General features: G+C 38.0%; 22 protein-coding genes. 1 reads left to right on the top strand and 21 read right to left on the bottom strand.

Translation table 11 applies throughout. The features are described from left to right. Window positions 1–45 precede the first annotated feature (45 nt). The 13 genes from ESU54_RS02530 to cyoE all read right to left on the bottom strand — a co-directional run bounded on the left by ESU54_RS02530 (window position 46) and on the right by cyoE (window position 10,267). On the bottom strand, window positions 46–1,215 hold the full coding sequence (locus tag ESU54_RS02530) for an efflux RND transporter periplasmic adaptor subunit (protein ID WP_111842691.1): 1,170 nt from the start codon (window positions 1,213–1,215) through the stop codon (window positions 46–48). Window positions 1,216–1,268: 53 nt separating this feature from the next. Then, window positions 1,269–1,688 (bottom strand): DUF1801 domain-containing protein, encoded by a 420-nt coding sequence (locus ESU54_RS02525; RefSeq protein ID WP_111842692.1) that lies wholly within the window; start codon window positions 1,686–1,688, stop codon window positions 1,269–1,271. Window positions 1,689–1,698: 10 nt separating this feature from the next. Further along, a complete protein-coding gene (locus ESU54_RS02520; protein WP_111842693.1) occupies window positions 1,699–2,970 on the bottom strand; it encodes an ABC transporter permease in 1,272 nt (423 codons plus the stop codon). Further along, entirely contained in the window at window positions 2,963–4,207 is a 1,245-nt protein-coding gene (locus ESU54_RS02515) for an ABC transporter permease (RefSeq protein WP_111842694.1), read from the bottom strand. Before ESU54_RS02515 ends, ESU54_RS02520 begins: the two co-directional genes overlap by 8 nt. Continuing rightward, entirely contained in the window at window positions 4,200–4,907 is a 708-nt protein-coding gene (locus ESU54_RS02510) for an ABC transporter ATP-binding protein (RefSeq protein ID WP_111842695.1), read from the bottom strand. The genes ESU54_RS02515 and ESU54_RS02510 overlap by 8 nt, the downstream gene beginning before the upstream one ends. 139 nt (window positions 4,908–5,046) lie before the next feature. Further along, window positions 5,047–5,280, bottom strand: coding sequence for a hypothetical protein (locus tag ESU54_RS02505; protein WP_111842696.1), 234 nt, complete (start codon window positions 5,278–5,280; stop codon window positions 5,047–5,049). Between the two features lie 11 nt (window positions 5,281–5,291). Further along, window positions 5,292–5,819, bottom strand: a complete 528-nt coding sequence (locus ESU54_RS02500) for a DUF420 domain-containing protein (protein ID WP_111842697.1) — start codon at window positions 5,817–5,819, stop codon at window positions 5,292–5,294. Between the two features lie 3 nt (window positions 5,820–5,822). After that, window positions 5,823–6,446 (bottom strand): SCO family protein, encoded by a 624-nt coding sequence (locus tag ESU54_RS02495; protein ID WP_111842698.1) that lies wholly within the window; start codon window positions 6,444–6,446, stop codon window positions 5,823–5,825. Between the two features lie 63 nt (window positions 6,447–6,509). Next, window positions 6,510–7,154 (bottom strand): hypothetical protein, encoded by a 645-nt coding sequence (locus ESU54_RS02490; protein WP_111843239.1) that lies wholly within the window; start codon window positions 7,152–7,154, stop codon window positions 6,510–6,512. A 136-nt stretch (window positions 7,155–7,290) separates the two neighbouring features. Beyond that, a complete protein-coding gene (locus ESU54_RS02485; protein ID WP_111842699.1) occupies window positions 7,291–7,674 on the bottom strand; it encodes a cytochrome C oxidase subunit IV family protein in 384 nt (127 codons plus the stop codon). A gap of 18 nt (window positions 7,675–7,692) precedes the next feature. Next, a complete protein-coding gene (locus ESU54_RS02480; RefSeq protein ID WP_111842700.1) occupies window positions 7,693–8,676 on the bottom strand; it encodes a cytochrome c oxidase subunit 3 in 984 nt (327 codons plus the stop codon). Between the two features lie 45 nt (window positions 8,677–8,721). Further along, a complete protein-coding gene (locus ESU54_RS02475) occupies window positions 8,722–9,303 on the bottom strand; it encodes a cytochrome c oxidase subunit 3 (protein ID WP_111842701.1) in 582 nt (193 codons plus the stop codon). 64 nt (window positions 9,304–9,367) lie between these two features. Continuing rightward, on the bottom strand, window positions 9,368–10,267 hold the full coding sequence (cyoE, locus tag ESU54_RS02470; RefSeq protein ID WP_111842702.1) for a heme o synthase: 900 nt from the start codon (window positions 10,265–10,267) through the stop codon (window positions 9,368–9,370). 119 nt (window positions 10,268–10,386) lie between these two features. Here cyoE and ESU54_RS02465 point away from each other — a divergent pair, with 119 nt between their 5' ends. After that, a complete protein-coding gene (locus ESU54_RS02465; protein ID WP_111842703.1) occupies window positions 10,387–11,370 on the top strand; it encodes an MBL fold metallo-hydrolase in 984 nt (327 codons plus the stop codon). Window positions 11,371–11,418: 48 nt separating this feature from the next. On the opposite strand, the gene ESU54_RS02460 is transcribed toward ESU54_RS02465, so the two are convergent. The 8 genes from ESU54_RS02460 to ESU54_RS02425 all read right to left on the bottom strand — a co-directional run bounded on the left by ESU54_RS02460 (window position 11,419) and on the right by ESU54_RS02425 (window position 26,305). Then, entirely contained in the window at window positions 11,419–13,509 is a 2,091-nt protein-coding gene (locus tag ESU54_RS02460; RefSeq protein ID WP_111842704.1) for a gliding motility protein RemB, read from the bottom strand. 106 nt (window positions 13,510–13,615) lie between these two features. Beyond that, a complete protein-coding gene (locus ESU54_RS02455; protein WP_111842705.1) occupies window positions 13,616–14,395 on the bottom strand; it encodes an energy transducer TonB in 780 nt (259 codons plus the stop codon). Between the two features lie 112 nt (window positions 14,396–14,507). Continuing rightward, complete coding sequence (locus tag ESU54_RS02450; protein ID WP_111842706.1) at window positions 14,508–15,230, bottom strand: energy transducer TonB; 723 nt, start codon at window positions 15,228–15,230, stop codon at window positions 14,508–14,510. A gap of 66 nt (window positions 15,231–15,296) precedes the next feature. Next, the gene (locus tag ESU54_RS18210) at window positions 15,297–15,692 is read right to left on the bottom strand and encodes a VanZ family protein (protein ID WP_394348860.1); all 396 of its coding nucleotides are present in this window, start codon (window positions 15,690–15,692) and stop codon (window positions 15,297–15,299) included. Beyond that, complete coding sequence (gene gcvH, locus ESU54_RS02440) at window positions 15,661–16,041, bottom strand: glycine cleavage system protein GcvH (RefSeq protein ID WP_111842708.1); 381 nt, start codon at window positions 16,039–16,041, stop codon at window positions 15,661–15,663. Before gcvH ends, ESU54_RS18210 begins: the two co-directional genes overlap by 32 nt. A 21-nt stretch (window positions 16,042–16,062) precedes the next feature. Next, window positions 16,063–23,331 carry a T9SS outer membrane translocon Sov/SprA gene (sov, locus tag ESU54_RS02435; protein ID WP_111842709.1) on the bottom strand — a complete coding sequence of 2,423 codons (7,269 nt, stop codon included), beginning with the start codon at window positions 23,329–23,331 and terminating at the stop codon, window positions 16,063–16,065. 3 nt (window positions 23,332–23,334) lie between these two features. Continuing rightward, window positions 23,335–23,916 carry a Holliday junction branch migration protein RuvA gene (ruvA, locus tag ESU54_RS02430; protein ID WP_111842710.1) on the bottom strand — a complete coding sequence of 194 codons (582 nt, stop codon included), beginning with the start codon at window positions 23,914–23,916 and terminating at the stop codon, window positions 23,335–23,337. A 97-nt stretch (window positions 23,917–24,013) separates the two neighbouring features. Continuing rightward, the gene (locus ESU54_RS02425; protein ID WP_111842711.1) at window positions 24,014–26,305 is read right to left on the bottom strand and encodes an NADP-dependent malic enzyme; all 2,292 of its coding nucleotides are present in this window, start codon (window positions 26,303–26,305) and stop codon (window positions 24,014–24,016) included. Window positions 26,306–26,420: the final 115 nt, after the last annotated feature.

The following is a 26,420-nucleotide window of genomic DNA, read 5'->3' as shown; positions in this document are numbered from 1 at the left end:
AATTGTGTCTTTCTTAACCACAGAGTCACAGAGGACACAGAGAGATTATCCTCTGCCTCCTGTTGCTGGCGCTGGTTTTAACTGGTTCCAAACTTTAATGTTATCGTCTTTGGAAACACCGCTTTTTACTTCTACATCTATTCCATCACTCACACCCAACTCTATGTCTCTTCTTTCAAATATTTGATCTCCGACCATTACTTCTACAAAAGGCTTTTCTGTTTTGGGATCGTATTGAACCAGAGCTTCTTTTATGGTTAACACGTTTTCGGCCTTAGCCAGAATAATGGAAGCATTAGCACTCAAGCCTGCGCGGATGAAGGTTTGGGCTGTATCTAGATGCTTCATCGTTCCTTTTATTTCAAATTGTATGGCACCGTTTTCATCCACTCCTTTTGGGGCTATGTAATCAAGTACTGCATCAAAAGTTTTATCGGAAATGGCTCCCACAGTAATTTCCAAAGGAAGGCCTTCCTTTATTTTTCCTACTTCACTTTCGTCTACTTTTCCTTCGAAAATCATTTTGTCAACGTCTGCCAAGGTGGTGATGGTAGTGCCGTCATTGAAATTGTTTGATTCAATCACTTGGTTTCCAGTTTTCACGGGAACATCCAGCACCATTCCTGAGACCGTAGCGCGAATTTCGGTATTTGCCGAAGAACCCATGCCGCTGGTTGTACCAGTTTTTACAATGTCGTAATTTTGATTTGCTGCCGTGAGGCCAACTTGCTCTTGCTTAAGTCTTTGTTGGGCTTGATCGTAAGACAATTGTGCAGTATCAAATTCGTTTGCAGAAATCACACCTTTTTCAAACAATTCTTTCTGCCTGTTATAAATATTTTTTTGATTTTCGAAAGCCAGTCGGGCGGTTTCCACTTGTGTTCGAACGCTGTTGATATTGCTTTTGGCGCTATTTAATGAAGAAACGTTTGGAACAACCTTCACTTTTGCAATCAAATCACCTGCTTTTACTATTTCACCAGCTTCCACGAATATTTCATCAATAATCCCAGAAATGTTTGGCTTTATTAGCACTTCTTCTTTCGGAACAATACTTCCTGTAGCAACCGTTTTTTTAACGATTGAGCCCATAACTGGTTTTTCCGTTTCGTAAACAACCGGATCTTCAGCATTTTTGGAGTACAGCCAGTACATAGAAGCCACAAACAATACTGCAATTGTGACGAGGATGATTATGGTTTTTGTTTTTTTCATTTTTTTGATTGTTGAAATTATTCTCTAATTGATGATTTTTTCTAAATGTAAAATTAAGCTCCTAATAGTGACAACTGTTTTATTTTATGATACGTTAGCGCCATTGCGATACATTGTTTTAATTCAGTTTCAGGGATTTCTTCATTTAATTTGAAGCGTATCGCTCTATTTTTTTCATAATCGAATTTATCTTTAAAAATCGTTTTAAACGTAGGCACCAATTTGGATGTACATTTAAAATACATTGCGTACTGTTCTGGGTTCTTTGCTTTCCAATCCATACGTAGTGTGCTTCCGTTTTTTGTTACATAACTGGGTTCGCCCCATTTTAATGTTTCTTCAAGTTTTTCTAGCCCCTCAATTTCGGATGCCGTTTTTAGAACCAACTTTCTAAGATGACGCATCTGTTGTTTCACCAATTTGGGGTAGTTTTTAAAAACCTCCTCAACTTTTGGATCGCTTATTAATTCCATTCTCGATTTTTTATTCAGTTCTCAATGCTTCCACAGGTTTTATTTTTATGGCGTTCTGTGCGGGAATCAATCCTGCCAAAAGTCCGGAAACTATCAAAATGGTCAGTGCTATAAAGACAACGCCAATATTTACGGATGGGTTTATGAACATCATTTCGCTGGTGTCCATGGTGCTGAGCTGATAGTTAACCAGCCAAAGTACAGCAGTTGCCAAAATAATTCCAGCCATGCCGGAAACGATGGTCAAAAATATCGATTCCAATAATATTTGCGCGCGTATGCCCCAAGGTGTTGCACCAAGTGCGCGCCGTATGCCTATTTCTTTTGTGCGTTCTTTAACTACAATCAACATAATGTTACTAATGCCAATAATTCCAGAAAGCAGCACGAGAATTCCAACAAAATAAGCAACAAAATTGAGCGCCGTGAACAAACCATTTATTTTACTGTATTCTTCGTAGAGGTCAAAATTGCCCACGGCGCGGTCGTCGTTTGGGTTTATGGTGTGGCGTGTTTTTATTACATCAAAAATTTGGGATTTCAATTCGGTAATTGAATAATCATCTTGAGCGGTGATTGCCATCCAGCCCACGATATCGCCCATATTAAACGCCTGTGAAAATGCAGTAAATGGAACGTATATCTCCTTTTGCATTTCTTCGGGATCGCCATTGTTTCCTTTCTTTTTATAGGTGCCAACAACCATAAAATTGACTCCATTTATTTTAATATAGGAACCAATAACCTCTTCTTTCGGTCCATATAAAGCACTTTGAACACCACTGCCTATAATGGCAATCTTTCGTTTTTCGTTGATGTCTGAATAATTTATAAACCTACCAGAAGTGATATCCATTGGTTGTTGTTGAATTATTTCGGGATAATCGCCATAAACGTTGAAGGCACCTGTTTGCAAACCTCGAACCACATTATTGCTTCCGCGAAAACCACCCAATTGATTTCTTGGGGAAACAAAACGAAGGCCCTGTACGCTTTGTTTTATGGCGGGAACATCATCGGTCTTAAAATTATATCTGCGTCCCTTGGGCAAACCCTTATAGGGCTGTGAAGCGGTTTGCGACCACATAAACATAGAATTGGTGGCCATACCACTAAAACCTTGTTTAATTCCGTTTTCCAAACCATTGCCGGCAGCAAGCAAAATAACCAAGATGAAAATACCCCAAAGCACCCCAAAAGCAGTCAAAACGGTTCTAAACCAATTACTACTTAAGGCTTCAATGATTTCCGCCCAACTGTCTCTGCTGAATAATTTACTCATCTCTCAAGGCGTCTATGGGTTTGATATTTGCGGCTCGGTATGCCGGAAAAAATCCAGCAATAGCACCAGCAACAACAAGAATGATTACTGTTGTAATTGCCACAGAAAAATCTACGGAGGGATTACGGATATAGTCTGTTTCAATGAATGGGCCAACAATTTGCAATAAAAACAAACTAAAAATAAGCCCAACGAACCCTGCGATTGCGGTAACAAAAATAGATTCGTGCAGTATCATTCCAATAATGGACCACGGCTGAGCGCCAATGGCTTTACGAATACCAATTTCCTTAGTGCGTTCCTTAACGATGATGAGCATAATGTTGCTAACTCCAACCACTCCCGCGATGATAGTGCAAATACCCACACCCCAGAAAAACCAACGGATCATATTATTAAGATCATAAAACTTTTTGGTGTTTTCCAATGTGTTGTTAACGTTTACGGCTCTTTCATCGGTTGGCGCAATGGTGTGTTTTGCTTTTAAATCTGCTTCTAATTCTGCTGAAAAAGCTTCGGAAGCGGCCAAGGCATCTTCATAGTTATCCTGTTTTTCAAGTGTAAAAGCCAATGACCTGAGTTTATCACCAGCGTTATAGACGCGTTGCGCTGTGGTTAGCGGAATGAAAATTCGAGTTTCTTCGCGCTCGCCGCCAGGATCACTGTAAATACCCACAACTTTAAATTTTATTCCCGCGATGTCAACATATTCGCCGAGTGCAATTTTATCTCTGAAAAGATCCAAATACACTTGATTACCTATAATGGCAACTTTTTCAATAGTATTCAAATCGCTTTGATTTATAAATCTTCCGGCAACCAAGGTTGCGTTTTCCAAAAATTGGTAATCCCCACGTACACCTTCCACTCTATAGCTTCCGTTTTCTTTTTTGTAGGTTGTCAACTGCCCCCACCTGCTGTAAACGCCAGATTTGAATTCCAGTTTGTCACTATTTTTGTTAACCGCCATTTCATAATCACGGTTATCCATTTCAATAAATCGTCCGGGATTGAGTCCTTTGTATTCCACTGAAGTTACGTTCGTCCAAACGCTAATACGGTTGGTGGCATCTTTTTCGAATTCTTTTTCAACTCCGTTGGACATACCTTGTCCTATTGCGAGCAAAATGACCAAAATGAAAATACCCGAAGCCACAGAAAGACCTGTTAAAAAGGTTCGCAGTTTGTTTTTGCGAATCGCTTCAAAAATTTCCTGCCAGCGTTCAATATTAAACATATGCTTCGGTTTTGGCACGCACTTGGTTCACTTTGGAGTCGTCAATGATGATTCCATCCTTAAGATTGACAATACGTTTGGTCATATGTGCAATATCGTCTTCGTGCGTAACGATGAGGATTGTTTTTCCTTCATCGTTAATGCCCTGGATGAGCTCCATTACTTCGTAAGAAGTTTTTGAATCAAGCGCTCCCGTGGGTTCATCAGCTAGTAATACTTTTGGATCGCTGGCTAAGGCGCGAGCAATGGCCACACGTTGTTTTTGTCCGCCAGAAAGCTCGCTAGGAAGATGCGAAGCCCAATCAGCCAAACCTACTTTTTCAAGATAGTGCATTGCTTTTTCAGTGCGGATATTTCGTTTTACACCTTGATAATAAAGAGGCATTGCCACATTATCCAAGGCAGATTTGTAATTAATAAGGTTAAAAGATTGAAAAATGAAACCGAGGAATTTATTACGATAGCGTGCAGCTACCTTTTCATTCAAATCTTTAATCAATGTGCCGTCAAGCGTGTATGTGCCTTCATCCGCTTCATCAAGAATACCGAGGATGTTGAGCAAGGTAGATTTTCCAGAACCAGAAGAACCCATGATGGAAACCATTTCTCCTTCGGAAACCGAAAAGTTGATGCCTTTTAAAACATGGAGCGAATTCTTGCCCATGTGATATGATTTATGAAGGTTTTTGATCTCTATCATCCTGAAAATTGTTGGATTACAAAATAAAGGGGAAATACCCTTTTAAATGTGAAATTCTTGTTAAGACTTGAAAAGATTATGCTTTCGGTTTTTAATAAGACTTTAAAAACCGCTGCATGTTACAGAAACAATTGAAAAATTAGGAGTTTTCCTTAGAATGGGCTTTTTTTCGGCTTCTGTAAATAGCATAGCCAACACCGCCAATAAGCAAGTACGGAAAAATCATAAGATAAACGATTCCGTTGTTGATACCCTTGGCTGTTTGCCCTCCTTCCTCGCTTTCCAAAACCGCGCGACACATGGCGCATTGGGCTTCGGCGGGAAGCGCAACCACAAAAAGAAGTAATATTATGAAAAGAAGTTTAATTTTCATTTTTCATGTTTCTAATAATACGATGAAATCATTAAATAAACAATCACGCCACTTACAGCCACATAAAGCCATAGTGGATAGGTAATCCGAGCAATTTTTCGGTGCTTGTAAAACTGCCCCGAAATGGCTCTCACATAGGTTATAAGCACAAAAGGTATAACGATGATTGATAGTAGAATATGCGTTAAAAGAATAAAATAGTACACATATTTCAACATTCCTTCACCACCATACAAGGTTGAGTCTGAAGTCATATGATAGGCTATATATAGTAACAAAAACAAAACGGAACAGCCAATCGCGGTTTTCATCAAGCGTTCGTGCAATTTTCTGTTTCCCTTTCTAATTTGATAAACCGCAATTACCAATAGAATAGCAGTTATACCGTTAATGGTTGCATAAATGGGTGGCAGAAAGCCTAAACGTTCTACCCCAGGAATTTTTACTGAAAACAACGCAGCAACAGCAATAGGAATGGCAATGGATAGCATCCATATCCATACATTATATTTTTTTGTGTTTTCTATTGAAGTTTCCATAGGTTACAAAAGATTTTTGATGTCTTCTTTCAGTATTTGAATCTGTTTGTCGTCCAGCCCATCATAGTATATCATTGGATTTCCATTCTCATCCTTTCGGGAACGGATGTTACCGTTTTGGTCTATCAATGCGAAAAAGCCAGAGTGTTCAAAACCACCTTCCGCTTCTGCCACTTCTCCTACATAAAGATTGAAGCCTTCGTTTGCAAGTTTAAATATTTTTTCTTTTTCACCAGTCAACAAATGCCATTGTAATTTTGTGATTCCTTTAGTTTTGGCGTATTCCTTTAAAACTTCGGGAGTGTCGTACTCAGGATCAATAGAAAAAGAGGCTATACCAACTTTGGGATTGCCCAAAAATTCATTTTGAATTTTGATCATGTTTTCGGTCATTATCGGGCAAATACTTGGGCAAGTAGTGAAGAAAAACTCAACTACATAGACTTTGTCTTTATAATCTTTATTGGTAATCGTTTTTCCGTTCTGGTCCGTAAAACTGAAAGCTGGTACAGAACCTATAGTTTCAAGATCGGATTTTGAAAGGGTGTCCACAATTTTTGGCACTGCCCAAATACCAAAAATTAAAATAATGAATGAAATGCCTATGTATGAATAATTTTTTTTCACGGGAAATAGTATTTGTCTTATAAAATCGAGAAGAGCCTTTATTCTATTCTCTTTCTTATTTTTTTAAATTTCTCTGTTGGATTTATATTTTTTCAAAGCACGTCTGTATTCTGCCAAAAGCACTTTCACATCGTCACTCATTTTGTTGTTTATCTCTGCGATGTTGCTAGAGTCAAAACCATACATCACACCTGCATCTTCATCATCTTTTCTGCCCCGAAGACTTCGTTCTTTGTCAATTATGAAGACATAAGGACTGGACAAACTAGAATCTAAAGTAAGGTTGGAGTTAAGCGACTGAAAAACTCGATTTATGTCTTCGTCAAAACCAAAAGCGAAAAACCATGCATCCGTAGGAGCTATCTGTTTCAGTTTTTGTTCAATATTTTTGGCTTGCGCTTCGGCACCCTCAGGCAATAGAATTACAAATTGAAATTCTTTAAACTCGTGATTCTTGCTGTATATTTTTTGTGCGAGATTATAGGCATACGCTTTATGGGCCTCTACGTCACTTCCAAAAAAACCCAATACCGTAATGCGGTTTTCTAGTTGGACTGGTTTTCCATTGAGGTCCTTAAAACCATCCAACTCAGCAACAGAAGTAGTTAAAACAGGCAATGGCTTAAAATAGTTGGTGCTCATTGCAAAAAAAATGTATGCCGTTATGGGCAATATAAACAGGATTCCGAGTACTAAATACTTCTTCATTTTCGCAATTTTTTGCTTTTGCAAAAATACAGGGTAAAAGGGGGTTGGGCAATCTTTTGGGTGTTAATTTTAAAAATTTCAGGTTATAAAAAAAGCCCTCAAAAAGAGGGCTTTTAAATATATATTAAGTGTAGGTCTAAAAATTAAATTTTATAAAACCATTTTTATAAACTTCAAAAATATAATCACCTTCAATCAATATTAGCGTAACCAAATACGCTATCAGAAAAATTGAAGTCCAGATTACCGCTCTACGCAAACCTGCGGTTTCGTCGCGCATGTGCATAAAGTCCCAAGTAATGTAATAGGCTTTAAAAAGCGTAAGGATTATAAATACCCAGTTAAGAAGTCTTAGTGCCAAAAAGTGATGGTCCACCAAAAAGTCTGGGCGGATAATACCCAAAGCTACTTCTACAGTAGTAACAATGGAAAGTACAACAAATACTCCCCAAATCTTACTTACGTTTGATTTGAACTTTAAAGCTCCTCTAAATATTTCTAATTTATGTTCGTGTGCCATTTTTCTACTATAAAAATTTTAAACAAGATAAAAGAATGTAAATACAAATACCCATACTAAATCCACAAAGTGCCAGTATAGCCCTACTTTTTCAACCATTTCATAATGGCCGCGGCGTTCGTAGGTGCCCAAGATTACATTAAAAAATATGATACAGTTTATCAAAACACCAGTAGCAACGTGAAACCCGTGAAATCCTGTAATAAAGAAGAAAAAGTCAGCAAAAAGAGGATGGCCGTATTCATTATGGCGAAGATTTGCACCTTCCACCACCATAACGCCATCATTCACAACTTTTGCAATGGATTCTTCACGGTTTAAAACGATGTGCTGTCCGTGTTCATCTTTATGTTGTATCCTTACTAAAAGATTATCATTGGCAAGAAACCCTGCCTTTACCTGATCAAATGAAACACTTGGGTAATATTCAGATTCGCTTTTGAACCAAATTCCGTTTTCTTTTGATTGTTCTGTACGTTCCCCAGAGGCTACAGCTGCAAAATCACGAAGTGCAACACGCTCGCCTTCCTTATCCAAAAATTGAACAATTTGTCCTCCTTTGGTTTCTATTGCTCCATAATCACCTTTAATAAAGGTTGCCCATTCCCAAGCTTGTGAACCCAAGAAAATAAAACCTCCAATAATGGTGAGGAATAAATAGAAGATAACCTTGTTTTGTTGCATTTTATGACCAGCATCTACGGCCAAAACCATAGTTACCGATGAAAAAATCAAAACAAAGGTCATAAACGCCACATAATACATTGGCGCATCTACCCCATGCAGGAATGGAAAGTGAGTAAACACTTGATCTGGAATGGGCCAAGCATCTACAAATTTGAATCTTGAAAATCCGTAAGAGGCGAGAAATCCTGAAAAAGTCAAGGCATCAGAAACGATGAAAAACCACATCATCATCTTGCCATAACTTGCTTTTAGCGGATCGTTTCCGCCGCCCCAGGTTTTTCCTTCGGTACCTGTTTTAACAACAGTAGCTTCCATAAAAATAATTTGGTTTTAAATAAGGTTCAAAAATACGTTTAATTTTTATTTAACAAAATATAAAAATAAAAACAGGTAAATCCACACTATATCCACGAAATGCCAAAAAGTTGCAGCTAGTTCAACGCCAAGGGTTTTACCGTTTTCATATTTTAGTTTATAATGATTATAAATTACAACCAAAAGCGCTATTAGCCCTCCAAAAACGTGAGCCACATGCAGCAGAACTACCAAATAGATAAAAGAAGTGGTAACATTACTTGTAGGTCCAGTAAAATTATACCCGCTTTCTATAATTTCGGAAAAGCCAATAAACTGAAAAATAACAAACAAAACACCCAACAAAAAGGTAGTACCCAAAAGAAACATTCCAAGTCCGTTTTGTTGCTTTTTAATTGTTCTGAGTGCAAAATGAACTGTAAAACTACTCACAATTATCAATGCGAGACTTATATAGAATGCTTGTGGAATTTCAAAATTAGAAATCCAATCCGGTCTTTCCTTACTCACCACATAAGCACTGGTTAGCCCAGCAAAACTCATTGTTAAACTAATAATTCCAAACAAGAGTATGTTTTTCTTTGCTCTTTTTCTTTTGGCTTCTTCAGTTCCTTCGGTTAAATCCATTTTATATTTTGTTAATTCGTTAATTCGGGATCTTTTTTTTATTCACATATTATCTAGCACCTTGTTACCTTAAAAACTTATCAGCAACATAGATTATTTGCAACAATGTAATATAGCTCACACTTGCAAGCATAAGCTGTTTAGCAGCTTTTGATGTTTTTTCTTTATAAAGGCGAATGGCGTAATAAATAAGTCCAATTCCTAAAAGGCCAATCAAAATTCCTGAAATTGGCGTTAAGAAAAGTTTTCCAGTAATTCCTAAAACTGGAATAAGCGAAACCAGCACCGTCCAAACGGTGTATAAAATCACTTGAATTGCCGTGCCTTTATCACGCTTTCCGTTGGGAAGCATAAAGAAGCCTCCTTTTTTGTAATCTTCAAAAAGAAACCAGCCGATGGCCCAAAAATGAGGAAATTGCCAAAAAAATTGAATCATAAACAAGGTTCCCGGTTCAATTCCAAATTTGCCCGTAGCAGCCACCCAGCCCAGCATAAAAGGAATGGCTCCTGGAAAAGCACCCACAAAAACCGAAAGCGGTGTTCTGGTTTTTAAAGGCGTATAAAGACTGACATACATAAAAATGGAAATTGCTCCAAACATTGCCGTTATTGGATTGATGGAGTAAAGCACTACAATACCGACAACAGTTAAAATTGCGGCAAGAATAAAGGCCGACTGAACACTCATTTGTCCAGCGGGAAGCGGCCTGTTTTTAGTGCGGTCCATTAGCGCATCTAGGTCACGCTCAATGATTTGGTTATAAACATTGGAAGCCCCAACCATACAGTAACCTCCTACACACAACAAGAAAAGTATATAAAAGTCAATAGAGTCTGCACCCAACAAATAACCTGCAACCGATGAGAACACGACGCTAACGGAAAGCCGAAATTTGGTAATTTCGATAAAATTCCTGACAACGGACTGTGTAATTGATTGTGATTGAGTAACGAACAAGCTCATTTTTTTTAGGCTGGGCAAAGATACGCTTCCTGTAATTTTTCCGCAATATATTCTTAACAATGTTATGCTTTTATTTCAGCATTTTTAGTATTTTCAACCAATTTTAAAACTATAAAATTATGTTTTCCAAATTAATCCTAAACACTGCCTTTCTATTTTTCGTTTTAACAGCATTTGCGCAAACAGATACTGGAAAGAAAGTAAGCACCAAACTTATAAAAGTTAACAACAAAATCTATATGCTTCAAGGCAATGGCGGCAACATTGGCCTAAGTTTTGGCAACGATGGTATTTTTATGATAGACGATCAGTTTGCAGAAGATATTGAACAAATTCAGAATGATATTAAAGAAGTTAGTGACAAACCTGTTCGCTTTTTGGTAAACACACATTTTCATGGAGACCACATTGGCGGCAACGCAGCAATGGCTCAAACCGGAACCGTAATTTTTTCACAAGAAAATGTGCGCAATCGAATACAAGAAATGATCCGAAAAGAAACAAAAAAAATACCCCAAGAGGCACTTCCGTTAGTCACTTTTTCGGAAGATCTTACCTTTCATTTTAATGGAGAAAAAATATATGTTTTTCACATACACAACGCTCATACTGATGGCGATGCAATGGTTTATTTTACAAATAGCAACGTTTTACACACTGGGGACGTTTTCTTTAACGGGAAATATCCGTTCATCGATATCGATAACGGAGGAAGCTTAATAGGTTGTATTGAAGGTCTGGAAAAAGCGAGACTTATAATAAATGAAGACACTAAAATAATTCCCGGCCACGGAAATGTAGGCACCTATAAAGACCTCATAAAAACTATGGACATGCTGTCTACTGTATACAAAAGAGTATATGCGAATTACATCAAAGAAAAGACTGAAGACGAGGTGGCAAAGATGACTGATATAACAAAGGAATATGACGACGAGGGCTATGGCGCTGGCTTTATCAGTACCGAAGCTTTTTTAAGAATGATTTACAAAAGTGTTGCCCTAGAACGAAAATCTATTGAAAACAATGCCGAAAAAAACAGTCAAGCTCGCGAAAAGGTTGAAAAAATGATAAAAGAACATGAGCAAAAAGAGAAAAATTAATTTTTAGAAGTTTCTCTTAAATTCAATCTGTGTTGTGGCCAGGTTTTATCAAAAATCATAATACCAATTAAACAAATCTGTCCGTATTCCAAAATTCACCCAAGTGGTTTGATTTTTAAATACAGTTTCGGTATCAACTTTTGGATCAAAATCTCTAAAAATTAAGCTTCCATAAATCTTTAAGTTGGTTGCGGGGTTAATAACGTAACCAGCTTGCACCTCAGCGTGGAAAAAATTGGTCGTGTTTCCTTGAGCCAAATCGTTGCCGTCATCAGAAATACGATCATCTTCGTTTCCGTAAATATCTCCCCCGTAAAAACTGGAATCTTCCGGGGTATTGAACTCAAATCCACGTTTTGCAATAATAAACTTCGCATCCCCATAAATCCTTCCTTTTTGATAGCGTGCAATGGTTATAAATTCTGAAAAATTGGCGCCAAGGGTGTGTGCCATAGATTGGTTGTTATGCCCATAGTTAAGCACCACGGTATTATGTGAATATGTATAAGGCCTTACCCGGTTGTATTCAGTCTGTAAATAAAGGTTTTTTAAACCAAAGGCATCGTAATATTTCAACCCTAATTGATAGCCAGTTTTGTTTTTATAACTTCCTTTTCCACCAAAAACATCGCTGGTAGAAAACTCATCGATTATAAATTGGCCGTAAGCATTTATGCGGTCGTTCACTTTATACTTAGCACTGATACCAATCAACGCATTCCCGCCTCGGGATCCTGTTGAAAACTCTATGGCACGGTAAAAAATTATTGGGTTAAGATAGTTGACGTCAAAACCACGATTGTTGTCATTCTGCCAAAGTACAGATTCAAAGAGACCAATATTCAATCGTTTTGTAATGTTGTAGCTCAAATAATGGTTTGCCATATATTTTGTTCGGAAAGATCCGTCTTCAGTTACCTCGGGCCGAACATCGCGCAGCGACATCCAAGTGTTGGTGTATTTCAGTTTCCAAAAAGTAGTATTTATTTTGAAGAATGGATATGGGCTTGCATTATCGCTGGTAAATAATGAACGATACCCATCTCCTAAAAATGTTTTACCATGACCCAACTGAATGTTAAAATATTTTGAAGGTGTATAGGAAATATGGCCTGTTGCAAGAGGATAATCATACGAATCTGAGCGAAACTTTTTTGCAATACCACGCCCCGGAATGATTGCTGGATTTCCACCGTCTGGACGAATGGACTCAGCATATTTGTTAAAATAATCTGCAAAGCGGCCTTGACTTTCATAGATAACGCCAAAAAAACCAATTTGCTTCCCAATGCCGCCCTGTGTATAAACCAAACGGGTGTTGTTATAGGTATCAATATCAGCGTCAAAATCTTTTCCGGCTTGTAAATCCACGCCAGCATCCAGCGTTAACCAATAGTCTTTCCCTTTAATTGTAACGAGATGTTCGTTCCAAAGTTTTCGACCAAACCACGAAGTCTTGTTTTTTAAAATTTCTTTGTTGGCGGCTTCAAAATCATAGTACTTGTTTACATCGCTATAAACATAAGGCTTTTGGGCAGTGTGATTGTTCAAGCCAACTCGGTTTAAAGCTGGGTCAAAAAGGCTGTAATTATGGTGTGAAAGTGGAATGTTTACGTTGCTTTTATACTCTTCGTTATTATAAGGAAGATTTTCAAGGGCATCATATTCATTAACTAGTGCTTCTCTTTCGTTTTTCTTTGAAATTTCCGCTGTCTGTATGATGCTTTCGCCCGGCGCAACCAGAGGAATAGCAATAGGCAATGTAAATTGCACATAAGCAGGCGTTCCATTATAGGTAGCAGGTTCTACTTCAGGAAGCGATTCAAAAACACGTCGGGCTTCTTCTTTTAATTCATCATAAATTCCATCAACGTATAATACTTTGAACTTACCCTCTTTAGTTACCTCAAATAAAACATTTACATTTCCTTTGTAATTTTCCGCAAAGACTTTTTCAGAAACTTTAAAGTTTTCAAAAATGAACTGCTGTAGTGTATTTTTAAAACAACTTTCTACAGCAATAACATCTGCATTGGCACATTCCTTAAAAACTGGATATTTTTCATATTGTGCCGAAGTAACCTGTGCAAAAGAAACTACTGAAAAACATAAAACAAAAAGAAATATAAACTGCTTCATCGGGGTTTGACTGTTTAATGCCGAAAGATACAGTTTTTTTGTAATGACCAAATTCAAAAAAGGCCCCCTTTTTTATTGGGAGCCTTTCTTTTTTATATAAAATATGTTATTTAATTTTAAAAATGATGGGCACGGTGTAAAGTACATCTACATTTTTATTCCCTTGTTTGCCGGGTTTCATAGTCGGTAAATTATTAATTACACGCTGTGCTTCTTTCTTTAGGTTATTGTTGTTAGAGTTTGCCATCACATCGGTCACATATCCTTTTGAATCTATTTTAAAGTTAACATAAATCCTGTAGGTTTCATTTGCGTTAAGATCTTCCAATACTTCCTTTCTAAAATTATTATTTATAAATGAATTGATTTTAGAAGACATGCATTCCACCTTTTCGGCGTTTGACCCCAAAGATTCACAACCAGGAAAAACTGGAACAAACTCTACATTTAAGATATTCTTTGGCTTAGTGTCCTCAGGAACTACTGTAGCATTCACAGGTGGTTCTGGCGCTTCAATCACCGGAGCGTCTGTAGGTGCAATTGGCGTTTCAACATCTGTGGTCGTATTTGGTTTTACAACAAAGGTGTTGCTATTTACTACTCTTGGTATTGGCACACGTTTATCTATTATCTTTTTTACTGGATCAACAGGTTTGGGTATGTCCACATCAATTACATAGTCTCTCATAGGCGGTTCTTCCATACCATCGGAAGTTGGTTGCTTAAATTCTGCAACATTCATCTCAAAATCAGTCTGCATTATGAAGAAAACAAACAACAAACTGGCAATGACACCGATTTGGAAAAACAAACGTGAATTCCATTTGATGTTGATTTCCTTTTTTTCGGCTCTTTTGTTTTGGGTATTTTTTACTGCTTTTTTCATAATGTAAAAATTTTAATGGTTTATACTTATATGAAATACAACTGTTGTGCCAAAACGAAAAAACCCCGTATTTGCGGCGCAAATACGGGGTTTTAAAAATTTCTATAACTATTTACTGAATATCGAAAACTATTGGAAGTGAATAAAGCACCCCAACTGGTTTCCCACGTTGTTTCCCTGGGGTCATATTCGGCAAGGATTGTACTACGCTAATGGCTTCCTTTTCCAATCTTGGGTGTGGAGCACGGGCACGAACATCTATTACCTTTCCGTTTTTATCAATCTTAAACTGAACAGCAATACGTTGCCTACCGTCTAAACCAAGATCTGAAGCCAAATCGGTATTGAATTTTTTATTGATGAACTCACTAATTTTAGAGGACATGCATTTCTTTTTTGCATCATTCCCTTTTTCATTCTCGCATCCTGGATAAATAGGCACATTTTCAATTACTGCGAAAGGAACATCGGCGATTTCTTCTTCAACAACTTCTTCTCTAATCTCCTTAACCTCAACAATTTTTTCATCTTGTTTTGCTTCGGTAGACTTAATTACAGTTTCTTCTTCTTCCACTTCATCTTCCATAACCTCAATAACCTCTGGCGCTGGCGGTGGCGGTGGTGGCGGTGGCGGTGGCGTCAATTGTTGTGTAATTGGAATTTCTTCTTCAAGATCTTCACCTACATCCAATTTTCCGAAGTCATTATCGGATTTATCATAAGATTTCCATTCAATTGCTTGCCAAGCTAAGAAAAGCATAACAACCATTCCAAGTTGGAAAAAAAGCATGCTTTTGCGACTAACGTCTGCTTTCGGGTTTTTTTTGGGTTCCATAATAGTGGGTTTAACTTGTTGCTAAAATATAGAAATTATCAATCAATATAAAACTTAATTGAAATTTTAAGTTTTTAATTTATTTTTAATGTTTTTGAAAAAAAAGATTCCAATCAATGAACCTATAAAGTTCGCGGCTACATCAAAAATATCTGCACTGCGTGAAATTGTTAACAGCCCTTGTAATATCTCAATTATTATGCCATAAAGCAGTGCTGAAAGTAACAAAATCAAGATCCATTTATTGTTAAATTGGAAGTCGTTTTTTATATACAAATACAGCATCCAAAGATTCACCAATATAAAATAAATCAAACTGTGAACTATTTTATCTAATGCTGAAAATTGGACTTTCGGCAAATCTTGGCTAGGAATAAAGAACAGAACCGAAATAAAGCAAGTGTAAAATATTGCTATAAGCAAAAGTGGCTTATCCCCCAATAAGTTCTTTATATGCGGCATCATCCAATAGTTCTGCTATTTCATCGGGATTTGAAATTTTGATCTTTATCATCCAACCTTCGCCATAGGCATCAGTATTGACCTTTTCGGGTTCAGATTCAAGGTTATCGTTGAACTCTATGATTTCTCCAGATAGCGGCAAAAATAGATCTGAAACCGTTTTTACTGCTTCAACTGTGCCGAATACTTCATCTTTATCCATAGTATCGCCAACGGTTTCAACTTCTACGTAAACAATATCGCCGAGCTCACCCTGAGCAAAATCAGTAACTCCTATAGTTGCTAAATCGCCTTCAATTAGAACCCATTCGTGGTCCTTTGTGTATTTTAAATTTGATGGTATATTCATAATAATTAATATATAAAATTCTTAGTTTCCAAAGTTATAACGAAGGGTAAATCCACTTCTGATTGTTGTTTGTGGGAATGCCGTCGAGATGGCATATTTAGAGAATGTATGGTCGTAATAGAACAATGCCGTTAGATTTTTGCTCAAAGCATAATCAATGGAAAGCTGTGCGCCGTAGATGGTCTGACCAGCCGTGGTTTGGTTGTTTTGAATATCTAAATACCGAACGATTGTTATATTATCTCTTCTTGAAAGATCGACCTTAAAGTTCAAATCACTAGTTATTACCGATTTCTTTCCGCCAAAGTTAGTTGAAATGCGCAGATCCTTGACTCTGTATCCAAGACCAACAATGTATTCATTCCCTTTTATTTCGGTAAGCAGGTTGTTGGCGAAGCTCATAGAAAGCGCTCGGTCTTTTCGCATTTCGGCAAGGATTTTAACTGAGTTGTTCATTTCAAAATCCACGCGCAATAATGGTGAAAATTGCTCTGTCAAGTTTACATTAGTCAATAAAGTCTTTACTTTAAAGTTACCTGCTTGGTCTGGCGCTTCAGGACTATTTGGATCATAATCTAAATTAGATTGAAACTGATTCACAGTATAACTGGCTCTATATCCATGGGCAAGTGAAAAACGTTTGAAGTTTTTCTTAAACCAAGGAATGTTCATCAAACCGGTGTATTTAATGTCCCAATTTGGAAGTGGTATGTCTCTAAAAATTCCTGTTTTTTCTTTGGAAGCATTACTTCCTTTATATGCAGCAAGGAAGGAAGGCAGCAAGACATCTTGACTATTTCTTCCGAAACCAACTGGATATCCGAGTGTGTCTCGAGGAATTGGTCCACCTTGATAGTAATCTTCGGCAAGCCTGTTTGCAATGACCAATCTATTGCTTCGGAATTCATCAAAAGCAGCAGAACTGATTTCATCACTCGCACTAAATGCGGTTTTAATCAAGATTGTTGAAATGTTGAAGTTACCAAAGGTATTTGGCGTCAACGAATTGTACAAGTCGTTCTGCACAATATAATTTTCGGCATAGTTTTCAGAATAAATCCTGCTTCCGTTTACGTCAATAGTCAAATCATTTATAGGCTCCAAATTAGCTTGAATGTCCATTTGGCGACTTTCAACCTCTGTATATTGTTCGTTAAATTCCGGATATAATGTCAACCAACCTTTTCGGGCGGCCAGGTCCCTAACTTCAGCCTGACTTCCGAAAACAAAACCAGTAGTTGGCTTAAGCGTACCGATAAAACCAATGGATGGTGTGTATCCGGGTAAATAAATACCGTTGTTTTCCTGATAGTTGAATTGTATTTTCTTCAGCATGCTTGCAAAACCAATGGCGGTATTCAATGCTTTATCACCTGTATTTAAGCCTCCTCCAGCACCTTTTCCAAGAACGTTGGGAGAACCGGTTTTTCCATTTGAAAGAGCACCTTTCCCTTCAGGTTCCAATTTGCTTTCCCTACTCTCTTTTCCTTCTTTGCCATTACCTTTTTCGTCACCTTCACCAGCAGAAGATTTTTTTGCCTTACTCTTCTTAATTTTAGTAAGTCCAACATAACGGTAAAAACCATTCATATCTATGCTAGAGTTAATTTGATGTGTGCTTGCATTCTGGATAGAGTTACCCAAATTATAAGTATTTACAGTACCATCACTCAACTCAATGGGCAAATTATTAAACTGTTCACTTCCGCGTTGCCATTGGTAATCGCCAGTATATGAATAGGTAGCTCTAACAAATTTTAGAAATGGAAACTTGCTGAACGGTAAATCATAATTTAATTGTAGAGATTGGAAATGTTGGTTTGGATCTCCCACATCAAAGAAACCGTCCCAAACACCAATTTCGTTGTTAACTACACCGTCATCGCTCAAATAATTATTTACAATCATGTTATTTGAAGACGTGAAGTTTAATCGCAATGATTTGGTCAAGTTGTGATTGATGGTGTATTGCCAGTCAAAAAGGTAATTGCGTTGATATAATCTTGGCAAACCAATATTCCCAGCTTGCAAATCAATTTCCCTAAATTTCTGCTCGTTGTACTGTCGTGTAATGTTAGAGCTTACTGAAATATTGGTAGGCAAGTAATTAAAGTTTAAATCTTTCATAAACCTCCAGTATTGCCCCATAAATATGGAATCATTCTTTTTGAAAGGTTCTACTGGTTTTGCTATAAAGTTGTAATTATAAGTTGCCCCTACACGAACGTTTTGTTCTAGTGCATCTTCCACCTCAAAATCGTGATGGTCTAATTGGTTGTATGAAAAGGATCCTGTAAAGTTTTCTATATCATACACTTTAGCTTTGGAATCTCCTGTCCGTTCTTTACGGACTCCAATTAAGTTTACACTTTCACGCTTGGTATAATTTACTGATTGATTCTTTATCCTATCTTTTTCGTCTTGATCTTCTGCGTTGTCCAGTCTAGTCTCTAACTCTATATCCTGGAATTCGGGATCGTATTGCGGTGTTATCAATTCTTCTGAACGCCCATAATTGAATGGGAGTTGAATGCCCCATTTTTTTGGCAATAGTTGTCCAATATTCAAGTTTGTAACTACATCATATTGTTGTAGGTCTTCTCGGCTTCTTTGATTTGGACCTTGCTCCAAGGTACCAAAACCTAAAGTACTTCTTTTTCCTGTGGCACTAATTGTCGCAAAATCTGCAATATTGGCATCCATACTAACTACCGCTGCCCAGCCACCTTTGTTTTTAAGTTCGGACATCCTGAGTTCGTTGAACCAAACTTCACCACATAACTCATCATTTGTTGAGTTTCTTACACCGAGCATAATAGTACGAACGTTTCCGAAACTTGGATTTCCTTTTATACCTATCCGCAATTCGTTTTCGCCATTGGTTCCACCACCATCAAGTTCAGATTGGTTAAAGAAGTTCACCTCGGTTTGATCATAGCTTTGATCGCCAAGCACTTTTGTTTTTATTTGCTGAAGCAATTCCAAAGGTAAATTTAAACGGTTCGCGAGTGGCCAAATTTCCTCGGCACTTCTGGCACCAAAGTTTGTTGGATTTAAGGGTATTTGAACTTCGTAATAGTTATTAGTAAGGTCATTCCCCAAACGCATGAACGCTACCAACTGCCCGTCCTGCAATTCTGTTGAATTGATATTATCTATAATGGATTCTGCGTGAATGAACATTTCCAGGTTTTTATACTGGCGCATATCCACATTAAAGTTTTTATAAACAGCGCGGCCGTCATTTTGTTCCAAACCGCAAACCCGTAATGAAAGCGATTGCTCGTTCTCGCGAATAATGTTATTGTTGTTGTTTAACTGTTCACGCTCAAGTCCTGGAGGCAATACATAAGGAATAGGCTCGCGATTTTCGTTTTCTTCAATGCTTACCGATCCTACTTCAAAAAGGGTATCGTCATTAGCAGGATCTTCAAAGGTTACATCGTCTAATGTTTTTTCGAATCTTCTGTAATCGCCACGAATCAGCTCCAAAGTTCCAAAACGCAATACAGTCTTTTGTGAAAACTGTGAAAGGAACATTCGCATAAAACGGATAGATCTAAAGTCTGAAATACCATTTATAGCTTGATCAGGCTTACTGATTGGAACTTTAAATTGTACCCAACGCACGTCGATAGTGCTGTTATCTGGGGTGGTTATTTGTTGTAACTTTACATCGGTAACATATTTGTTGTTATCGGTATCCAGCTGGCCGTTAACGTTTTTGAAAGGCACATTGTATTCAAAATAGCTGTCAATCGTGTTCATGCTATTGTCACGATTTATATCTTCCACATCTGGTTGTGCGGTGCTACCACGATTAGTATTTGAAAATTCTACAGGAGAGTTTCCTTGGGTTCCATTATATTTTAGATATCGGTCCAAAATACTTCCATCTGCCTGCAGAAAGTATTGATAGTTGTCATTTGCGGGATCGGGTAAACCACCAAAAGCAGATCTTAAGGCTGCATTTTGAGGATTTATAGGATCAGTTAATTCATCAATATCATTAAGTCCATCCAATCCAATATCTTGATTTAGGCGTTCCTGTCCTTCGGAATCAAAGGTATAAACCAGAGATTGATTGGTAGGTACCTTACCAAAAGCTGTATAAGTTGTATTGTTATTCCCCCCATCTTTAGGCAATCCGTTTTCGTATTGTTTTCTTCCGTCTTTCAACACATCTTCCGAAATGCTTCCAAGGTTAAAATTTATTGTCCCCCCTGGGTTTGCATTGTTTTCTTCGTAGATGAAAGGATCCATTACCCAAAACTGGATGTATTCTACATTTGACTTTTCAAAGTCGGTGGTGGTAATGGGTCTCATTATCCCTCCAAAATTGTCTTGTGGATTCTGAAGTGTATTAGTGCCGTTCGCATTTGGACTAAAGTTATACTCTCCACGCTGTGATGGGTAATAAGCCAAATCTAAAGTGAACAAGGCCTGTGTTTGTCCTTGAATTATATCTTGGTTAGGGAAAATTTCATCCCTAAAAACGCGGCGGGTAAAGGGAGAAGAAAGATCTTCGTCGTTAATGCCTTCCGGTCTTTGGCTACTGTAAAAAATAGGGTCAATAGTGTACCATGCCAATTTTGCACGCTTAAAGTTATATTGAAGATTTTCATTTTCAAATTCACCTCCGTAATTAATTGGCGAACTGGACAAGAACCAACTAGATGGCGTGCTTATATCGTTTCCAGTTTGCGAAGATTCAAAATCATCTACATATACGGTAGTTTTTCCATCGAAGTCGGAAACTTTTGGAGCGCCTGGGTTTAAATATGCAAATTCGCCGCGCAAAGAAATATTGGATTCAACATCCGTATCAATATTTGGTAGATGGTTCACCATTCTGGTCAGGAATGGAACCTCAGTTGAATAATTTAAATTTATCCCGTAAATACTATTATTGATGGGTTCTACGCCATAAGATGATTTTTGAGTTAATGGGCGTTCGTTAAGATTTAAGTAGGTTGCACCCACTAAAAATTCATCACTAATCTTATGCTCCACGTTTAAGCCCGTAAAACGTTTGCTCTGTTGTCCAAAAAGTGAATTGTTTTCCGTACTTACAGAAATTGGAATGTTGCTGTTCAACAATGCAGGATCTATAATCTGAACCCTTCCCAATTGATAGTTAACGGTATAATCAACTCCTTCCACCAAAGTTCGTCCTCCAGCGGTTACGGTAACCGAACCTTGAGGAATATTGAAAGCCCCAATTGGAATTCCATCTGCGCCGGTGGATTTGTAACTTCCCTTTAATTGAAATTTATTTTTCTCACTTTCCTGCTGTTCTGCCTGTGTTTTTGTTCCCGTATAAAGGGTTCGGAAAACGTACTTCGCTTGATTGGCGTTGTAGGTAGCTGGCATAGAATAGGTAGCTGGTATGGTGGGTACATTTAGTTTATCAAACAAGTGTTTTCCAAAAGGTTCTACAGTTGTAAAAATAATCCGTCCGTTTTGTGCATCTACTGTTATTCCCGGAAGAAAATCAAAGAAACCATCGCCATCTTGCACCGGATCATTGGTAAAGTTTAACCTGTCAACATTGAATACCTTTAAAAGAATTTGATTCTTCACATCATCGGGAAGTTCTGGCCCTCCTTGAGCTTGTTCTATATAGTTAAGCGGTGAAGGATCTGTATAAAGTATATTCAGTCTAAAATCTTCTTTTTCAAGTTGGTATGCGCCAATTGGGTAGATGTTTTTCATCATCAAGTCCCAAGCTGGCTCTTGTACATTGGTAATACTGCTCTTCAGAAGTTTTACAACAAGGTTTTGGGCAAGTCCAACTTCTCCGCCTGGAGGATTTCCACCGCCACCGCCATTGTTATTTGTGCCGCCGTTTGCTTCTACACCATCATTGGAAAATTCACCCACTTGATAAACCTTTCCATTAACGGTAAATTGAAACGAAATAGCCAACACCTCATCATTGGTCAAACGTTGATTCAATGATATGTAACCTAATTGTGAGTTAAGGGAATATTCACCTGAATCTAATCTTCGGGCGTTTTCAAGTGTAACATAGTCCGTCCCCTCATTTACTTGAACACCTGTGAACCCTTGCTCTACACTAGCTATATCTCGGATTGCTGGGTTTAACAATGATGGTGTCCCTCCGTTTATACCAAAGGGATTAAAAAGGTTGTTCGCATTATCTGGATACGCATTTTGGGATGCTCTAATAAAGCCCCCTGGAGGAGTATTCAATCCAATATTTGTTGGATCGGATTCACCAATATCCTGCACTGCTACAATGTTTCGTACGTTTTCGGTACGGCTGGTTCGGTTGGTTATCCAAACTTCCATTCGGGTAATCTGGACGTTACTATTGATGAACGGATATTGTTTTAAAGCACGATCATAATTGTCTCTAAAATAGTGTGACAAAAAGAAGTGGCGGTTGTCGTCATAATCTAAGGCGAAAAGTTCATAATCCGTAATGGTAGCACCACCTTCGGCGGTAACTGTTCTTGTTTCCGATTTTTGCTCAGAGAAAACTCCTGTTATGGTGGTTTTACCAAACTGAAGTTGTGTTTTTACCCCGAAAAGGCTTTGTGCCCCTTGAATTAATGAGCTGTTCAGCGGCATGCTTACATTACCCACTTCAATTTTTTGAATGATATCGTCTTCTGTTGGGGTGTATTCCAGTTTTATTTGATTCTGGAAATCAAAAGTACTTTCGGTGTCGTAATTTGCGGTAACCTGAAGTCTTGTTCCCACTTTTGCCAATAGACTTAAACTAATTCTTTGGTCAAAATCGAAAGAGAAGTTGCTTCGGTTTCTTGGGGAATAGGCAGGATTATCCTGTTTGGTGTAAAGCAAACCAAGGTCCATCTCAACGGAACCCTGGGGGATTACTTCGATGGTATTTCCGCCAAAAACGGATTCAAAGAAGTTTGAATTCACATAAAAAGTTGGAAGTAGATTTTTCTGTTCTTCCTCAGAACCTTCTTTTCTACCATCAGCTGCATCAATTTTTTGTTTGAAATATGCCTTCATCTGCTCCTCTTGAATGAGGCGCTGGTATTCTTGAGGCGTAAGAATAATGGGGTAGGTTATATTAAAACTACCCAAGGTTTGGGTATAAATATACCTATCCGTAATAGGATCATAAGTATATAAATCCTGGATGCTGGTGGGGTTGGGAAGATCCATTCTTCCCATCTCGTTTCCGATTGCTGTTGAGTCCTGTGCCAGAGAAATATTGCTGACCAGAATGAAACTTACTATTGCTAAAAGCTTAAAAAAGCCACCCTTATAAACGTAATTTTTTGCCTTCAAATTTTACAAATTTTTTAAAGCTTGTTTAATGATCATTTCTACCGAAGCCTGTGGGTTTTCTTTCACAATGGCATCTACCGCTTTTTCAGACTGTTTACGAACAAAGCCCAAGGTCTCCAAAGCAGATAACGCTTCATTTTTGTTCGTATTGCTCGATCCGGCAGAAATAGACGACAAACCGTATACTTTTAAAATCTTATCTTTTAAATCCAAAACAACGCGCTGTGCGGTCTTGGCCCCTATTCCTTTCACTGATTGAATTGTTGCTATGTCGTTTAAAGAAATAGCATCCAAAACTTGCTCAGGTGCTAATGATGATAGCATCGTTCTTGCGATACTCGCCCCCACTCCAGAAACGCTAATCAACAACTTAAATATTTCACGTTCCGCTACACTTGAAAAACCGTACAATGTATGGGCATCTTCCCGAACAAGCAAATGAGTAAATAGTTTAACATTTTCACTAGTGGGGAGTTCGGAAAATGTGTGCAACGAAATATTAATAAAGTACCCTACTCCATTGCAATCTATCACTACGTCGGTCGGGTTCTTTTCAACTAATCTGCCCTGTATATGGGTTATCATATGTTAACGAAAACTTAAAGGGTCAAATATAGCATAATTATTTGCAACAGCCATTGGGGTTTTTATGAAAATATTGAGCGGAAAAGTATGCATTTTCTCACTTCCTTTCCTCCCTTGCTCGCCTCTCTTTTTGCTGTGCATCTACAACCGCAACTGCAGACATATTTACCATTTCTTCTACACTGGCGCCTAACTGCAGAATATGTACTGGTTTACGCATTCCCAACATAATGGGGCCAATGGATTCAACATTATTAAGTTCTTTCAACAATTTATAATTACTGTTTGCTGAATCAAGATTTGGAAAAATAAGCGCGTTCACTTTTTTACCTGCCAACTTTGAAAAGGGAAATTTCTTTTGAAGTAATTCTGGGTTTAAAGCAAAATCGGCTTGCAGTTCACCATCTACAATCATATCTGGATTGCTTTTGTGAAGCAAATCCACAGCCTCACGAACTTTTGTTGCGTGCGGATCTTTGGAAGAACCAAAGTTGGCATACGAAATCATAGCGATTACGGGTTGCAAACCGAACATTTTCATTGTATGATTCGTCATTTGCGCAATCTTGGCAAGCTCCTTCGCTGTTGGATCAATATTTATGGAAGTATCTGAAAAAAACAATGGGCCACGCTTGGTAAGCATCAAGTTGGTGGTCGCTACTTTGGTAACTCCCTCAAATCTTCCCACGGTTTCAAAAACGGGAATCACTACCGAAGGATAGGAACGTGCATATCCAGAAATCATACAATCCACATCGCCTTCGCTGAGCATCATTCCAGCAAAATAATTTCGTTCGCGCACCAACTTTTCAGCAGTGTAAAGTGAAATACCGCTTCTTCTTCGCTTTTCCCAAAGTTTTTGGGCGTAATGTTGAAGCTTATCAGTATGTTCGTCACTTTTCGGGTCAATAATTTCAATATCGTCGTCAAAATCGATTTGCTTCATTAATTCGAGAATGATATCCTTTCTTCCCAACAAAACAGGAATACCGATACCTTCTTCATGAACTATCTGCGCGGCTTTTAAAACATCCAAATGATCTGCCTCCGCAAAAACAATTCGTTTCGGGTTCAATTTTGCGCGATTCACCAACAAGCGAATGATTTTATTATCGCTGCCCATGCGTTCGCTAAGTTCATCTTGATATTTTGCCCAATCAGTGATTTCTGTAGTTGCAACACCACTTTCCATAGCAGCTTTTGCCACAGCAGGTGGAACATTGGTAATCAAACGTGGGTCAAAAGGCTTAGGGATGATGTATTCCTTCCCAAAAGTGAGTTTCGTTTCTCCGTAAGCAATATTTACTTGTTCAGGCACAGGCTCTTTGGCTAATTCCGCCAAGGCTTTTACTGCTGCCATTTTCATGGCTTCGTTTATTTTTGTAGCTCTAACATCAAGCGCTCCGCGGAAAATGAACGGGAATCCAAGTACATTGTTCACTTGGTTAGGATGGTCGCTACGGCCAGTTGCCATAATGATATCCTTTCGTGTTTTCACCGCCAAATCGTATTCAATCTCAGGGTCAGGATTTGCCATTGCAAAAACGATAGGATTAGGCGCCATACTTAGCAGCATCTCGGGCGTAACTATATCTTTAACAGAAAGGCCTAAAAACACATCGGCATCTTTCATAGCTTCATCCAAAGTATCAATTTTTCGATGTGTTGCAAACTCTGCTTTTTCTTCGGAAAGGCTTTCACGGTCTTTACGGATAACGCCTTTGCTATCTAGCATTACAATATTTTCAGTCTTTGCGCCAAAGGCTTTGTAAAGTCGCGTACACGAAATTGCCGCAGCACCTGCACCGCTAATTACTATTGAAACATCTTCAATCTTTTTTTCAGAAATTTCCAAGGCATTGAGTAGTGCAGCTGATGAAATGATTGCCGTTCCATGCTGGTCGTCATGCATTACTGGAATATTCAGCTCTTCTTTAAGTCTTCTTTCAATTTCGAAAGCTTCGGGAGCTTTTATGTCCTCTAAATTTATTCCGCCGAAGGTTGGGGCGATGTTTTTTACTGTTGCAATGAATTCATCAATATTTTCAGTATTTACTTCAATATCGAAAACGTCAATATCTGCAAAGATTTTGAACAGCAATGCTTTTCCCTCCATCACAGGTTTAGAGGCTTCGGGCCCAATGTTACCCAAACCCAAAACGGCAGTTCCATTCGAAATTACAGCAACTAAGTTTCCTTTGTTTGTATATTTATAAACATTATTAGTATCCTTTTCAATCTCAAGACAAGGATCTGCAACGCCAGGCGAATACGCCAAAGAAAGATCACGTTGTGTAGAATAACTTTTCGTGGGAACAACTTGAATTTTACCCGGTTTTGGTTTTGCGTGATATAATAAGGCCTCGCGGCGTTTGCTTTGCTTGCTCATATTTCTTTTGGTTTTTTTAATAAAATCAACTCGATATAGTAGAACTCGAGAAGTAAAATCAAAGGTACGGGTTTTGAAAGAATCGAAAACACAAATTAAGACTTACGTTTTCGCT

The sequence above is a fragment of the Aequorivita antarctica genome, assembly GCF_007997155.1.
GTDB classification, from domain to species: Bacteria; Bacteroidota; Bacteroidia; order Flavobacteriales; family Flavobacteriaceae; genus Aequorivita; species Aequorivita antarctica.
Note: the sequence above shows the minus strand (reverse complement) of the source record. Positions and strands in the feature narration are given on the sequence as shown.